The sequence below is a fragment of the Arthrobacter sp. NamB2 genome, assembly GCF_005281365.1.
Taxonomy (GTDB): Bacteria; Actinomycetota; Actinomycetes; order Actinomycetales; family Micrococcaceae; genus Arthrobacter_D.
Window position 1 is genome coordinate 78,222 of sequence record NZ_SZWI01000006.1, and the last position, 13,066, is coordinate 91,287.

Here is a 13,066-nt window from a genome sequence, read left to right on the forward strand (position 1 = left end):
GAGAAGAAGAAAAAAGACCGGACGTGCGTAACTTTCCCGCACGGTCCATCGATTACCACTGTGTAAGCGCCGCACCGAGGCTTATCCCCCAACGGGCCTCGGTGCGGCCTTCTTTTGCCCCGGCCCGGGAGGGCTGGCGCCTTCGGCTGGAAGGCAACGGTTACGATGGTGTCGCCGTTCCGCCCGAACAAGGAAGACACCGTGGTCACACCGCTGCCTGATGATGCGCTCGTTCGCGCACAAGCGGGTGAACCAGAGGCTTTCGCCTTGATCTACGAGGCGATGTGCCCTGCAGTCCTGGGGTATTTCAGGGGCCGCGGGTCGGAGGACCCGGAAGCCTTGACGCAGGAAGTCTTCCTCACGGTCTTCTCGAAACTGGCGACCGTGACCGGGGGGCTGTCGGGACTGCGCACGTTCACGTTCTCGGTCGCGCACGCCCGACACGTGGACGAGGTACGGAAGAAGATGCGCGCGCCGGTGCTCGTGGGCTACGAAGCCGACGGCGACACCAGGGCTACCGATTCCGCGGAGACAGTGGCGCTGGGGAACCTCGACGCCGGGTCGGCCGGCGGGATGCTGGCGCAGCTCAATGCGGAGCAGCGCGACGTGCTCCTGTTGCGCATCGTGGCGGAACTGCCGATCGAGCAGGTGGCCGAGATCCTCGGACGATCGGCGGGATCGGTGAAGCAGCTCCAGCGCCGGGGACTGCTCAAGCTGAAGGAACTCGTCGTACCCACAGAATCGGAAGCGCTATGACTGGACGTGACACCTCGTCGCCGGACTCCGTGCGGCAGCTCCTGGACGAGGCGGGCGTCCCGCAGGATGCCGCCGTCGTGCGCGCACTGCTGGACATCAGGGCGCTCGGTGCCGGTCCAGGTCCCGAGGCATCCGCCGAACTGGCCCAGTTGATGGCCGACGGCGGGCGGGCGCCCCAGGGCCGCAGGTTCAAGCGGCGCGTCACGTTCATCGGAGGTGCTCTCGCCGTGTCGATGGGCGTCGGCATGTCCGGCGTGGCAGCGGGGACCCTGCACCTCCCTGAAGGACTGGGGAATGCGGTCGGCTCGATCACGCGCTTCACCGCAGGTGCCGGTGATGCTCCCGAGGACCGTTCCTCGTCCCCGCTCGACGCCGGGAATGAGGACGTCGTGGCGCCCGAGGCTTCCTCCGACGGCTTCGGCGCAGTTCCGGCTCCCGTTCCTGCGCCGACAGTCGCGGCGGCCGGCGGAACGGCGGCCGTGGTGCCGCCCGCCGCAGGGGAGGCAGCGGAGGCAGGGGAATTACCGCCCTATGCCGCACCCCCTGGAAGTGATGCGCGTCCCGAGGGAGCGGCGGGCGCTCACCGTGCGCGCGCGCTTCCAGACGCGCCGCCGTCGCCGGCTCGTCCCGTCGCGCCTGCCGTTCCGGCGTCCCCGTCCGGTCCCACCGGTGTAACTCCGCCGGCCGGTCCCTCCGGCGCGCATCCGCCGGTACGCGGGCTTCGTGGTGCTCAGGACCCCGGGCATACGACGCCCACGGACAAGCAGAAGGGCCGTGGGGAGGACGCCTCGGGGACGAGCGAAGCACCGCAGCAGACCAAACAGAGCAAGCAGACCCAGCAGACCAAGCAACCCCAGCAGACGGAGCTTGGCGACCCGGGCCGGAAGGACAGCAGGACAGCCGATCCCGTCAGGCCCGGCAGGAGCCTCGCCGACGCAGGGACGACGCGCGCGGAGCAGGACTTCGCACGGATCGTGATGGACAGCCCTCCGCCCGCGGATCTGCTGGTCCTTCCGGCTCCGGTGGCGCTCGCGGACGATCCCTGGGCGCTCTTCCCGGCCGATGTCCTCGTCGCGGATGGTCCAGCGGAGGCCGGTGATGCCGAACCATCGGAGCAGACCGGGCCGAGTGCTGTCGACGCGCTTCCGGTGACCTCCGCACCCGCGGAGCCCGAGCCCGCACCGAAGGCTGTTCCGGCCGCCGACTGAGCAGCCGGAACAGCGGGCGGCCCTACGAGGTGATCTGCCTCTTCGACGAGATGATGCCGGTGTTGAATCCGGCCAGGTTGAGACCGCCGTGGAACCGCGCGTGCTCGATCTTGATGCAGCGGTCCATCACCACGTTCAAACCGGCTGCCTCAGCGTCCCGTGCGACGTCCTCGTGCCACGAGCCCAGCTGCAGCCAGAGTGTCTTCGCGCCCACGGCAAGCGTCTCCTCGAGGACCGAGGGCAGGTCGTCGTGCCTGCGGAAGACGTCGACGACGTCGGGCACCTCGGGCAGGTCATTCAGCGACGCGTAGGCGGGCTGTCCGAGGATCTCCTTGGCCACCGGGTTCACGAAGTACAGGCGGTAGGGCGACGACGACTGCAGGTAGGTCGCGACGAAGTAGGACGCGCGCGACGGCTTGTCGGAGGCGCCGACGATGGCGACAGAGCGCGCGTTCCTCAGGAGGTTCAGGCGTTCAGGGGCCGACGGGCCTTCCCACGTCCGTTCCGGTGCAGTGCTGCTCATGCTCCCACTCCTACTGCGCGCGTCGTCGACACGTCGTCGTTCTGTCCGGCAGCCGTCTGTGGGAGCTCGTCGAATCCTTCGTCCGCGCCGTTGGCGGCGAGGTCGAGCGCCTGGTCCAGGTCCCACAGGATGTCGTCGAGGTCCTCCAGGCCCACCGAGATGCGGACCAGGTCCTCCGGGACGCCCGCCGCGACGAGCTGCTCCGCGGAGAGCTGCTGGTGCGTCGTCGAACCCGGGTGGATCACGAGGGTCCGGGAGTCGCCGACGTTGGCGAGGTGGGAGGCCAGCTGCAGCGACTCGATGAACTTCTGCCCGGCCTTGCGGCCACCCTTGATGCCGAAGCTGAAGACCGATCCGGGTCCCTGCGGCAGGTAGGTCTTCGCGCGTTCGTGGTGCGCGTGCGTGGGCAGTCCCGCGTAGTTGACGTACTCCACGCGGGGGTCCGCCTGCAGCCATTCGGCGACGGCCTGCGCGTTCTCGAGGTGTTCGTCGAGGCGCTGTGCGAGGGTCTCGACGCCCTGCAGCAGCTGGAAGGCCGACGACGGCGACAGCGACGGCCCGATGTCGCGGAGCTGCTCCGTGCGCAGCTTGGTGAGGAAGCCGTACTCGCCGAAGTTCGCCCACCACTGGATGTTGCCGTAGGAGGGGACGGGCTCGGTCATCATGGGGAACTTGCCGTTGCCCCAGTCGAACCGTCCGCTCTCCACGATGACTCCGCCGAGCGTGGTGCCGTGCCCGCCGATGAACTTCGTGGCGGAGTGGATGACGATGTCCGCGCCATGCTCGAGCGGCCGCACGAGGTAGGGCGTGCTGAGCGTCGAGTCCACGATGAACGGGATACCCGCGTCGTGAGCCACCTTCGCCAGGCCTGCGAGGTCCGCGATCTCACCCGAGGGGTTCGCGATCACCTCCGCGTAGACGGCCTTGGTGTTCTCGCGGATCGCCGCTGCGTAGTCCGCCGGATCGGTCCCGGGGACGAAGGTGGTCTCGATGCCGAAGCGGCGCAGCGTGACGTCGAGCTGCGTGACGGTCCCGCCGTACAGCTGGGAAGCGGCGACGATGTGGTCACCGGCCTGGCACAGGGCGGCGAAGGTGATGAACTCCGCGCTCATGCCCGACGCCGTCGCCACCGCTCCGATGCCGCCCTCGAGGGAAGCGATGCGCTCCTCGAAGGCCGCGACGGTGGGGTTGCCGATGCGCGAGTAGATGTTGCCGTACTTCTGCAACGCGAAGAGGTTGGCGGCGTCGTTGGTGTCCTTGAACACGAACGACGTCGTCTGGTAGATCGGCACCGCCCGGGCACCGTGGGTTGCGTCGGGCGTGCCGCCGGCGTGGAGTGCACGCGTGCGGAAACCGAAGGAACGTTCTGCCATCAGACACCTGCCTTGCTGGGTTCATTGAGTGCGAGGGTGGATTCGGGGTCGAAGTCGACGCCGGCCTTGCGGGCGGCGTCGGCCTCCAGTTCGCGCACGATCGGCAGGATGTCGGTACCGAAGGCGGCTACCTCCTCCTGGAAGTGCAGGTAGCAGGTGAGGAAGAGGTTGACGCCGATCTTCTTGTACTCGACGATCCGTTCGGCGATCTGCTCGGGCGTACCGATGAGCTGGGTCTTGAAGCCGTCGTTGTACTGCACGAGGTCCTCGAAGGTGGAATCGGCCCACATGCCCTTGCCGTCCTTCGTCGAGGCGCCTGCCTCCTGGACGGCGGCACGGAAGCCCTCGACGGCGGGCCGGTGGGCCTTCTCGACGATCTCGCGCAGGGTGTCGCGTGCCTCCTTCTCGGAGTCACGCGCGATCACGAAACCGTTCAGCCCGTACCGGGGGCGCCGTCCGGCCTGGGCTGCGGCGGCCTGGACTCCTGCGATGTTCTCCTTGAAGCCCTCGAGATCCTTGCCGTTGGAGAAGTACCAGTCCGCGACGCGGCCCGCAGTCGCCTGGGCCGCCGTCGAGTTCCCGCCGAAGAAGATCTCGGGGTGCGGGCGTCCTGGGACGTCCACGGGGGCCGGGCTCAGGGTGAAGTTGTTGATGTCGTAGTACTTCCCCGCCTGGCTGTAGCCCTCCTCGGTCCACAGGCCGCGCAGCACCCGGATGAACTCCTCGGTGCGGACGTAGCGCTCGTCGTGCTCGAGCCACTCGAGGCCGAAGTTGGTGAACTCGTCCTTGAGCCACCCGGAGACGATGTTGACCGCGGCACGGCCGTTGGAGATGTGGTCCGCCGTGATGATGAACTTCGCGAGCACGCCGGGGTGCCACATACCGGGGTGGACCGCGGCGATGACCTTCAGCTTCTCGGTCGCCGCCAGGAGGGCGAGCGAGAACGACGTCGCCTCGTGCTGCTTGTCGGCGCCGTAGGACGCGGCGTAGCGGGTTTGCGAGAGCGCGTACTCGAAGCCGGCGTCCTCCGCGATGCGGGCGAGCTTCTTGTTGTAGTCGAAGTCCCAGCTGGTCCGCTGCTCGATGGTCGAGACCACCAGTCCACCACTGACGTTGGGTACCCAGTAGGCGAATTTCAGGGGTATGGAAAGGTCGGCAACGCTCATGGTCTCCTCCATCGGCCTGGCAGTAGCACCCTTCTGTCGCCGCATCGATGCATAGGCCAGGGTTGCTGCGGCGTCAGTGAGCCAGATCTCTCAGCCGCTCGGGATGGTCGGTTCGAGTGTGACACCGGCACGCTGCAGAACCAAACAATGTTTCGCCCCGTGAGCAGCGGCCGGCGCGCCCCGGGTGCGGCGCCGTGGGTCCACCGTCAGTGTGCTGAGGACCTTGACAAAGTTGGCGAGCACAACAAAGACTGGCCGTGGGAGCGCTTCCACGGGGGGTGGAAGCGCCTCCTGATCGGGCTTCATCGCCGCCAACCCACCTATGAGGAGCAACGATGCTCAGCATTTCCAGGACGTGCGCCATGACCCTTGCACTTGCAGGGGTCCTCGCCTCCACCGGTTTCACCGCCCTTCCGGCCGCGGCCCAGGGGCCCGGGAAAGGGCCCGGACCAGCCGTGGACTCGGCCACCGAGTTCTACGTCCCGAAGAAGAGCCATTACCACGAGGCCCAGCGGCAGATCGCTGACCTGCGGTCCTCGGGCGACCGCTCCACGGCGGACAGCCTCAGCGGAATGATCTCGGCCCCGCAGGCAGTCTGGGTCACCGGCAGCGATCCGGCGACCGTGACCCAGGAGGTCCGGAACACCACGCACCGTGCAGCAGGCAAGAAGCAGGTCCCTGTACTCGCCGCCTACAATCTGCCGTTCCGCGACTGTTCGCAGTACTCCGCCGGTGGTGCGACCGACGTCGCCGGCTACAAGGCCTGGGTCGACGCCCTCGCCGCAGGCATCGAGGACAGGGCGGCCCTGGTGGTGCTCGAGCCGGACGGCCTGGGCATCATCCCGTGGAACAAGAGCCTCGACGGCGCATCCGAGTGGTGCCAGCCGGCGGAGGCGAATCCGCAGACGGCGGCAGCGGAGCGTTACGAGATGCTCAACTATGCGGTGGATCAGCTCAAGGCCCTGCCCAATACCACGGTGTATCTGGACGGGACGCACAGCGCGTGGCTGGGCACCGGGGAGATCTCGAGCCGGCTCGTGAGGGCCGGCGTGCAGAAGGCCGACGGCTTCTTCCTCAACGTCTCCAACTACGAGCTCACAGAGCGGCAGCTGAAGTTCGGCAGCTGGGTATCGAAGTGCATCTACTACGCCACCGAGATCAATCCGGGCGCCTACGGCTCCTGTGGCAGCCAGTACCACCCGGCGTCACCCGCCGACTTCTCCACGTGGGGGCTGACGGACGCCTGGTACGCGCAGAACGTCGACGCAGCCCCGAACGCGCCGTCGAACGATGACCTCGCACACTTCGTCATCGACACGAGCCGCAACGGAAAGGGTCCCTGGGTTCCGACGGCGGCATACCCGGACCCCCAGGTCTGGTGCAACCCGCCGAGCCGCGGGCTGGGCTACCTGCCCACGTCAGATACCGGCAATCCCCTGGCCGATGCCTTCCTGTGGATCAAGGTGCCGGGTGAGTCCGACGGCGAGTGCAGCCGCGGGCTGACGGACAACGGGGGAGTGGATCCCGAGTGGGGCCGCGTGGATCCCGCCGCCGGAGCCTGGTTCCCAGAGCAGGCACTCGACCTCATCAGGAACGCCAGCGCGCCGGTTCGACCGTAGTACAACGCGCGTGCGCGGCCCGGTTCGGCCGCGCACGCGCCCCTGCGCCTAGGGTGGAGCAATGGAGAGCTGGAAGTCGGCGCAGCGTGTTCAGGAGCGGAGGCTCTGGAGCACCCTGTCCGCGGTCGGTGCGGTACTGACATTGACCCTCGTCAGCAGCATCCTTCTCGTGGCAACCAGCGGGGGCTCGCACGTGACCGGTTGGTTCTACTTCCAGCAAGCCGCGCTGCTCGCACTCAGTGTGGCTGGCACTGTCGCCGCACTCCGGCGCTGGCACGCGACCCGCGTGCGTGGGTAGGGTAAGCGCCGTTACACAAATGTGACAAACCGGACGAGCGCTGGCTATCGTCGTCGGGTGCCTCCGTCCATGGGAGGCGCTCCTGGTCGGATTGCCGAGCCCTGCCGCCGACCGGGGTCGTTCGCAATCACGAAGGCGGGGACGGGGGAACCACAGTTCCATCGGGCGCGCAGGTTCACCTGCCGACGTCCTTGGGGTTAAGCCGCAGCACCATCGCCCACGAGGCGGGGGCGCGGCCGGGTGACTCCCATCCGAACCCGACAGCTCACCCCGTAGGCATGGGAGAGGTATAGATCCATGTCACGAAACACCCCGGCACGCCACCGTGCTGCCACCGACGGCAATCTCGCTCTGCAGAGCCTGTCCCGCGCAGTGAAGGGCCGCGCCACCGCCGTCGGCCGTCCCGTCGCCATCGTTGCCGTCACGTCGGGCCTCGCGCTCACCGCCGTCGGCACGGCACACGCGGGTTCCACCACGGAACAGGGCACGACGTCGGCATCGGCAGCAGTCGCTGCCCCTGTTGTTCCCGCCCCTGCTGTTCCCACCGCAGTCGCTCCCGCCGCCGCGGCTGTCGCAGCGGCCGGTGGAACGCACACCGTCGTCCCGGGCGACACCCTGGGAGGCATCTCCGCCAGCTACGGCGTGGACCTGGTGGCCGTTCTTTCGGTCAACAGCCTCTCCGTGGCGTCGATCATCTTCCCCGGCGACAGCATCACCATCCCCGCCGGCGATGCAGTCCAGGCCCCCACCCAGTCCGTGACGATTGCTGCGGTCCCAACCGCCGCCGTCGCTCCCGCTGCCGAGATCGCTCCGGCGCAGCAGGCTGCAGCCGTTGCCGCGGCGCCTGCCGTGTCCACCGCCGCCGGGTCCGGAATGTACCTCGCCTCGGCTGACGTCACCCCGGTGGCCTCGACCAGCGGTGTCGCAGGGACCCTCGTGGCATCCGCGCAGTCGCAGCTCGCGGCCGGTGCCGTCCAGGACTGCACCGTGCTCGTCGAGAAGGCGCTGCGCGCCGCCGGTATCTCCGTCGGAGACCTCGGCCCCTCGCAGTTCTTCCAGTTCGGCGCAACGGTGGCCACCCCCGCTCCTGGCGACATCGTCATCACGGGCGGCCACGTAGCCATCTACGTCGGCGGTGGCCAGGTCATCAGCAGTGGCATGAACGGGTCGAACCTCACCCTGCAGCACCCCCTCTCGGACCTTCCGGGAGCGTCCTTCGTTCGCGTAGCGGGCTAGCGCCGGAACGAACCACACGCCGGAAGTGGCAGGTGCCTGGACGGGGCGCCTGCCGCTTCCTTCGTTAAAGGCCTGCGTAAAACGGTGGTACCTACGGCCGTCCGGCCAAGACGTCCTGGATGCCGGGGATGCAGCCCTCGTTCTGCAACGACGTCGTGTCGCCGAGCGCGGTGCCCTCGTACAGTTGCGTCAGCAGGCGCCGCATGATCTTGCCGGAGCGCGTCTTGGGTACATCGGGAACGACGACGACCGCGGCGGGGCGGGCGATCGGCCCGATGGCCTGCGCAACGTGTGCGCGAAGAGTCGTCGCGACGTCCGCCGTCGGATCGGCACCGGCAGCGAGCACCACGAACGCCGCGATGGCGTGGCCTGTCAGCGGATCCGAGATCGGGCAGGCGCCGGCTTCGGTCACCAGCGGGTGCTCGACCAGCGCCGATTCGATCTCGATGGTGGACAGGCGGTGCCCCGAGACGTTGATGACGTCGTCGACGCGCCCCAGGATCCAGGTGTCGCCGTCGTCGTCGTAGCGCGCCCCGTCGCCCGCGAGGAACCAGCCCTGCGCGGCGAACTTCCGCCAGTAGGAGTCGAGATAGCGCTGCGGGTTGCCCCACACGGTCCGGGCCATGGCGGGTCCGTGGCGATCCACGACGATCAGCCCCTGGACGCCCTGGGGAACGCGTCGGCCCTCCTCGTCCACGATGCGGGTGCTGACGCCCGGTAGCGCCCGGGCGGCACAGCCCGGCTTGAAGACGGTGTCCGTCGGGCCTGGGGAGAGCACGGTGGCTCCCGTCTCGGACTGCCACCACGTATCGACGACGGGAACCTCGTCGCGGCCGAGGTTCTTCCGGAACCACCGCCACGCTTCGGGGTTCACGGCCTCGCCCACCGTCCCGAGCACGCGGATGCTCGAGAGGTCGTACTCCGACGGGACGCCGTCGGGGAACCAGCCCATGAGCGAGCGGACCAGCGTGGGAGCCGTGTAGTAGCTCGTGACGCCGTAGCGTTCGATGATCTCGAAGTGGCGGCCGGGGTGCGGAGTGTTCGGGGTGCCCTCGAAGATGACCTGGGTCGCGCCGTTCGACAGTGGACCGTAGAGCTCGTAGGTGTGCGCAGTGACCCAGGCGAGGTCCGCGGTGCACCAGTGGACGTCGCTCCCGCGCAGCGCGGGGTCCGGATGGCTGAAGAGGTGCTCAAAGCTCCACGACGCCTGCGTCAGGTAGCCGCCGGAGGTGTGGACGAGCCCTTTGGGCTTACCCGTCGTCCCCGAGGTGTACATGATGAACAGGGGTGTCTCGGCGTCGAACGCCTCCGGCTCGTGGTGGGAGGAGGCGGAGTCAACGACGTCGTGCCACCAGACGTCACGACCGTCGGTCCAGCTGACCTCCGAATCGGTGCGACGCACGACGAGCACGTGCTCGATGCTGTTGTCGCCCGACACCGCGGCGTCCGCATTGTCCTTGACCGGAACGGCGACGCCGCGCCGGAACTGCCCATCGGTGGTGACGAGCAGCTTGGCTCCGGTGTCCTCGACCCGGAACCGGAGAGCCTCCGCCGAGAACCCGCCGAAGACCAGGGAGTGCACCGCCCCGATCCGGGCGCAGGCGAGGGTGACCACCACGGTCTCCACGAGGACCGGCAGGTAGATGACCACGCGGTCGCCCTTGCCGATGCCGAGTGCGAGCAGCGCGTTGGCTGCCCTGGAGACCTCGTCCTGCAGGTCCGCGTAGGTCACGGTGCGGCGGTCGCCGGGCTCGCCCTCGAAGTGCAGGGCCACCCGGTCCCCGTTCCCCGCTGCCACGTGCCGGTCCACGCAGTTCGCAGCCACATTCAGCGTGCCACCCGCGAACCACTCGATGACCGGAACGCGCAGCGAACCGTCGTCCTGGGGCGTCGCCTTCTCGAACGTGTGGAGGGTGTGCCACCGCGTGCTCCAGTCGAGCCTGCCGGCCTGCTCCTCCCAGAACGCGAGCCGGTCTGCCTCGTCCTGCAGCGCGGCCGCGCCCGTCGTCGTGCCTATGCCCATCGACGCACAGCCCAACGCTCCGCGATGCCCAGGAGTGCATCCGTGGTCTTGCCGATGACGGCCAGCAGGATGATCGCGAGGATGATGCGGTCCACGCGACCGTTCTGCTGGGAATCGATGAGCAGGAAGCCGAGCCCCATCGACGAGGCGATGAGCTCGGCCGCGACGAGGAACAGCCAGGACTGCGCGAGGGCGAGCCGGAGCCCGGAGAACAGCGCCGGCACGACGGCGGGCAACTGCACCGTGGTCAGCAGGCGGACGCCGTTGAGCCCGAAGGCGCGCGCGGCCTCGACGAGGTTGCGGTCGACGTGCCGCAGGCCGAGGTACAGCGTCGTGAAGACCGGGAAGAAGGCGCCGATGGTGATCAGGGTTACCTTCGAGTCCTCATTGATGCCGATCCAGAGAACCAGCAGCGGAACCCAGGCGAGGGATGGAACGGCCCGCAGTGCGCTGACCGTCGGGGTCAGCAGGATGTCCGCGATGCGGGACAGACCCAGCAGGGCGCCGGCCACCACACCGAGGAGGGAGCCGATGAGGAATCCGAGGAGGACGCGCTGGGTCGAGATCAGGACGTGGGTGGCGAGTTGCCCGCGCTCGATGAGGTCGACGGCCGCGGCAAACACCGACACGGGGGAGGGCAGCTGCGACGGCCGGAAGAACCCCGAGGCGGTGCTGAGGTGCCAGGCGAGCAGGATCAGGGCCGGGACGATCAGTCCGAGCAGGAGGACGCTCGCGCGCTTGCCCGCCCGGCCCCCCACGGGACCGCGTTCCCGCGTAGCGCCGTCGCCTGTCACCGGCGAGCCGGTCGCGGCGAGGCCCTGCGTGCTGGAAGGAACCGCGCTGCGCCCGGTCAGGTGGTCCGCACTCATGAGCCGGCGCCGATCGAGGCCGGGTCGGCCTTCTCGACGAGGGAGGCGTCCAGCAGGGTGTCCAGGGCTTCGTCGATCTGTACCTGGCTCTGCACGTCCCCGGTCTCGACGAAGACGGGGCCGATCTTCTCGAGCACGCTGCGCTGGGCGTCACCCGGAGCGGGATCGACGTCGAGGTTGGTGCGGTCGATGATCACCGCGGTGGCGACGGCGGCATCGATTCCCGCCACCTCGGCGAGGATGGCTGCCGTCTCCTCCGGGTTCTCCTTGGCCCACTCCCGAGCCTTCTCGTACGCGTTCACGACCGTCTGGGCGACGTCGGGCTTCCCGGCGAGGAAGTCCTCCGTCGCGTTGAGGAAGCCGTAGGTGTTGAAGTCGATGTCCCGGAAGAACAGCTGGGCGCCGTCCTGCTCGGCAGCCGCCATGATCGGATCGAGACCGGACCAGGCATCGACGGCGCCGCTCGCCAGCGCGGCGCGGCCGTCCGCGTGCTGCAGGTTCTCGATCGTGACCTCCGACTGCGCGACGCCTGCGGATTCGAGCGCCTGCAGCAGGAAGAAGTACGGGTCCGTTCCGCGGGTCGCCGCCACGGACTTGCCGCGCAGGTCCTCGACGCTCGTGATCCCCGACTCGGGGAGGGTCACGAGGGCGGCCCATTCGGGCTGCGAGTAGATGTCGATGGCCTTGATGGGCGAGCCGTTCGAGCGGGCGAGCAGCGCGGCGGAACCGGCGGTCGAACCGACATCGATCGCACCCGCCCGCAGCGCTTCGTTGGCCTTGTTGGAGCCGGCCGACTGCACCCAGTTGACGGTGATTCCCTGGTCCGCGAGCTCCTCCTCCAGCCAGCCCTGCTCCTTGATGATGAGGCTCAGCGGGTTGTAGGTGGCGAAGTCGATATTGAGCGTTCCGCCCTGCGTGACGGCCTCCGATCCACCATCCGCCGCGGGCTGCGTGTCGGCGGCATTCTCACCCGCGAGGCAGCCGCTGAGGCTGAACGAGAGGGCAGTGGCGAGTGCGAGCGTGGGCAGGAAGGCGCGGCGATTCATGATGGTCCTTTGGTGGAGGGTGCGGCAGGGAAAAGGCAGGGTGGCGCAGGCCGAACGACGACGGCGCGCGCGGATCGAGGAGCCGGGCTAGTGCCCGGTGACGCCGAGGCGGGACAACAGGGAGCTGCGCAGCATCGCGAGGTCCGCGGCATTGCGGGACCGCGGGCGGGCGCCTGGAACAGGAACGAGTTCCGCGACCGTGGAGCCGGGATCATCGTCGTCGCGACGCCCGAGGACGAGGATGCGGTCGGCTAGCTGCAGCGCTTCATCGACGTCGTGCGTCACGAGCAGCACCGTCGTGGGCTGCGCGCGGTGGATGTCGAGGAGGAGGTCCTGCATCTTGATGCGCGTGAGGGCATCGAGCGCGCCGAACGGTTCATCGAGCAGCAGCACGCCGGGATTCCGGGCGAGAGCGCGGGCGAGCGAGGTGCGCTGCGCCATGCCGCCGGACACCTCACGCGGCCGATGCTTCGCGAACGCGTCGAGGCCCACCAGCTTGAGCAGCTCGACGACCTTCGCCTTGCCGGCGCTCGCACTGGAGGACTTCGGCAACCCGATCGCCACGTTGGCCTGCAGCGTGTGCCACGGCAACAGTCGTGGCTCCTGGAAGGCGACGGCACAGCGCTCATCGATGCCCCTGACGGGCGTTCCGTCGATCAGCACCTCGCCGCTGTCCGGTACGTCCAGCCCCGCGGCGGCGCGCAGCAGGGTGGACTTGCCGCATCCGCTGGTGCCGAGGATGGCGAGGATCTCGCCAGGCTTCACGTCGACGGTCACGTCCCTGAGGACGACGCGGCGATCGGTCGAGGACCCGAAGCTGCGCCCGAGGCCGGAAAAGCGCACGCCGAGGGCCTGCTTGTGGTGGGGCTGGGTACTGCCGGGTGCCAGGACTGCGGTCATGATCTCTCCATCGGTCCTGGCGGTAGCACCCTACGGAGCGAGCCTTGTC

The 13,066-nt window shown here is 68.7% G+C and carries 12 protein-coding genes and 2 riboswitches; of the genes, 5 read left to right on the plus strand and 7 right to left on the minus strand.

All coding sequences use genetic code 11. From position 1 onward, the window contains the following. The first annotated feature begins 201 nt into the window (after positions 1 to 201). Positions 202 to 756, plus strand: coding sequence for an RNA polymerase sigma factor (locus FDK12_RS11490; protein ID WP_104117615.1), 555 nt, complete (start codon positions 202 to 204; stop codon positions 754 to 756). Then, a complete protein-coding gene (locus FDK12_RS11495; protein WP_137369698.1) occupies positions 753 to 1,964 on the plus strand; it encodes a hypothetical protein in 1,212 nt (403 codons plus the stop codon). Before FDK12_RS11490 ends, FDK12_RS11495 begins: the two co-directional genes overlap by 4 nt. Positions 1,965 to 1,986: 22 nt before the next feature. Here FDK12_RS11495 and FDK12_RS11500 read toward each other — a convergent pair whose 3' ends face one another. The 3 genes from FDK12_RS11500 to sfnG all read right to left on the minus strand — a co-directional run bounded on the left by FDK12_RS11500 (position 1,987) and on the right by sfnG (position 5,038). Next, positions 1,987 to 2,487, minus strand: coding sequence for a CoA-binding protein (locus FDK12_RS11500; RefSeq protein ID WP_137369699.1), 501 nt, complete (start codon positions 2,485 to 2,487; stop codon positions 1,987 to 1,989). Continuing rightward, a complete protein-coding gene (locus FDK12_RS11505) occupies positions 2,484 to 3,860 on the minus strand; it encodes an O-acetylhomoserine aminocarboxypropyltransferase/cysteine synthase family protein (protein WP_137369700.1) in 1,377 nt (458 codons plus the stop codon). Before FDK12_RS11505 ends, FDK12_RS11500 begins: the two co-directional genes overlap by 4 nt. Further along, positions 3,860 to 5,038: a dimethylsulfone monooxygenase SfnG gene (sfnG, locus tag FDK12_RS11510; RefSeq protein WP_137369701.1), complete on the minus strand. Its 1,179-nt coding sequence runs from the start codon at positions 5,036 to 5,038 to the stop codon at positions 3,860 to 3,862. Before sfnG ends, FDK12_RS11505 begins: the two co-directional genes overlap by 1 nt. Then, positions 5,032 to 5,136: riboswitch (SAM riboswitch) on the minus strand. (Overlaps the previous gene by 7 nt.) Before the next feature lie 252 nt (positions 5,137 to 5,388). Here sfnG and FDK12_RS11515 point away from each other — a divergent pair. The 3 genes from FDK12_RS11515 to FDK12_RS11525 all read left to right on the plus strand — a co-directional run bounded on the left by FDK12_RS11515 (position 5,389) and on the right by FDK12_RS11525 (position 8,179). After that, positions 5,389 to 6,645, plus strand: a complete 1,257-nt coding sequence (locus FDK12_RS11515; protein WP_137369702.1) for a glycoside hydrolase family 6 protein — start codon at positions 5,389 to 5,391, stop codon at positions 6,643 to 6,645. A 61-nt stretch (positions 6,646 to 6,706) separates the two neighbouring features. Beyond that, a complete protein-coding gene (locus FDK12_RS11520) occupies positions 6,707 to 6,943 on the plus strand; it encodes a hypothetical protein (protein ID WP_137369703.1) in 237 nt (78 codons plus the stop codon). A gap of 82 nt (positions 6,944 to 7,025) precedes the next feature. Further along, positions 7,026 to 7,237: riboswitch (cyclic di-AMP (ydaO/yuaA leader) on the plus strand. 3 nt (positions 7,238 to 7,240) lie between these two features. Next, the gene (locus FDK12_RS11525) at positions 7,241 to 8,179 is read left to right on the plus strand and encodes a LysM peptidoglycan-binding domain-containing protein (RefSeq protein ID WP_137369704.1); all 939 of its coding nucleotides are present in this window, start codon (positions 7,241 to 7,243) and stop codon (positions 8,177 to 8,179) included. Positions 8,180 to 8,270: 91 nt separating this feature from the next. On the opposite strand, the gene acs is transcribed toward FDK12_RS11525, so the two are convergent. The 4 genes from acs to FDK12_RS11545 all read right to left on the minus strand — a co-directional run bounded on the left by acs (position 8,271) and on the right by FDK12_RS11545 (position 13,017). Then, on the minus strand, positions 8,271 to 10,202 hold the full coding sequence (gene acs / locus FDK12_RS11530) for an acetate--CoA ligase (RefSeq protein ID WP_137369705.1): 1,932 nt from the start codon (positions 10,200 to 10,202) through the stop codon (positions 8,271 to 8,273). Further along, the gene (locus FDK12_RS11535; protein WP_137369706.1) at positions 10,193 to 11,071 is read right to left on the minus strand and encodes an ABC transporter permease; all 879 of its coding nucleotides are present in this window, start codon (positions 11,069 to 11,071) and stop codon (positions 10,193 to 10,195) included. Before FDK12_RS11535 ends, acs begins: the two co-directional genes overlap by 10 nt. Continuing rightward, positions 11,068 to 12,117: an aliphatic sulfonate ABC transporter substrate-binding protein gene (locus tag FDK12_RS11540; RefSeq protein ID WP_137369707.1), complete on the minus strand. Its 1,050-nt coding sequence runs from the start codon at positions 12,115 to 12,117 to the stop codon at positions 11,068 to 11,070. Before FDK12_RS11540 ends, FDK12_RS11535 begins: the two co-directional genes overlap by 4 nt. An 87-nt stretch (positions 12,118 to 12,204) precedes the next feature. Next, positions 12,205 to 13,017 carry an ABC transporter ATP-binding protein gene (locus FDK12_RS11545; protein WP_137369708.1) on the minus strand — a complete coding sequence of 271 codons (813 nt, stop codon included), beginning with the start codon at positions 13,015 to 13,017 and terminating at the stop codon, positions 12,205 to 12,207. Between the last annotated feature and the right edge of the window lie 49 nt (positions 13,018 to 13,066).

Coding starts and splice junctions, on each gene's coding strand:
- FDK12_RS11525 (WP_137369704.1), top strand. CDS start 7,241: ATGTCACGAAACACCCCGGCACGCCACCGTGCTGCCACCGACGGCAAT.
- FDK12_RS11515 (WP_137369702.1), top strand. CDS start 5,389: ATGACCCTTGCACTTGCAGGGGTCCTCGCCTCCACCGGTTTCACCGCC.
- FDK12_RS11520 (WP_137369703.1), top strand. CDS start 6,707: ATGGAGAGCTGGAAGTCGGCGCAGCGTGTTCAGGAGCGGAGGCTCTGG.
- acs (WP_137369705.1), bottom strand. CDS start 10,202: ATGGGCATAGGCACGACGACGGGCGCGGCCGCGCTGCAGGACGAGGCA.
- FDK12_RS11500 (WP_137369699.1), bottom strand. CDS start 2,487: ATGAGCAGCACTGCACCGGAACGGACGTGGGAAGGCCCGTCGGCCCCT.
- FDK12_RS11495 (WP_137369698.1), top strand. CDS start 753: ATGACTGGACGTGACACCTCGTCGCCGGACTCCGTGCGGCAGCTCCTG.
- FDK12_RS11545 (WP_137369708.1), bottom strand. CDS start 13,017: ATGACCGCAGTCCTGGCACCCGGCAGTACCCAGCCCCACCACAAGCAG.
- sfnG (WP_137369701.1), bottom strand. CDS start 5,038: ATGGAGGAGACCATGAGCGTTGCCGACCTTTCCATACCCCTGAAATTC.
- FDK12_RS11505 (WP_137369700.1), bottom strand. CDS start 3,860: ATGGCAGAACGTTCCTTCGGTTTCCGCACGCGTGCACTCCACGCCGGC.
- FDK12_RS11535 (WP_137369706.1), bottom strand. CDS start 11,071: ATGAGTGCGGACCACCTGACCGGGCGCAGCGCGGTTCCTTCCAGCACG.
- FDK12_RS11540 (WP_137369707.1), bottom strand. CDS start 12,117: ATGAATCGCCGCGCCTTCCTGCCCACGCTCGCACTCGCCACTGCCCTC.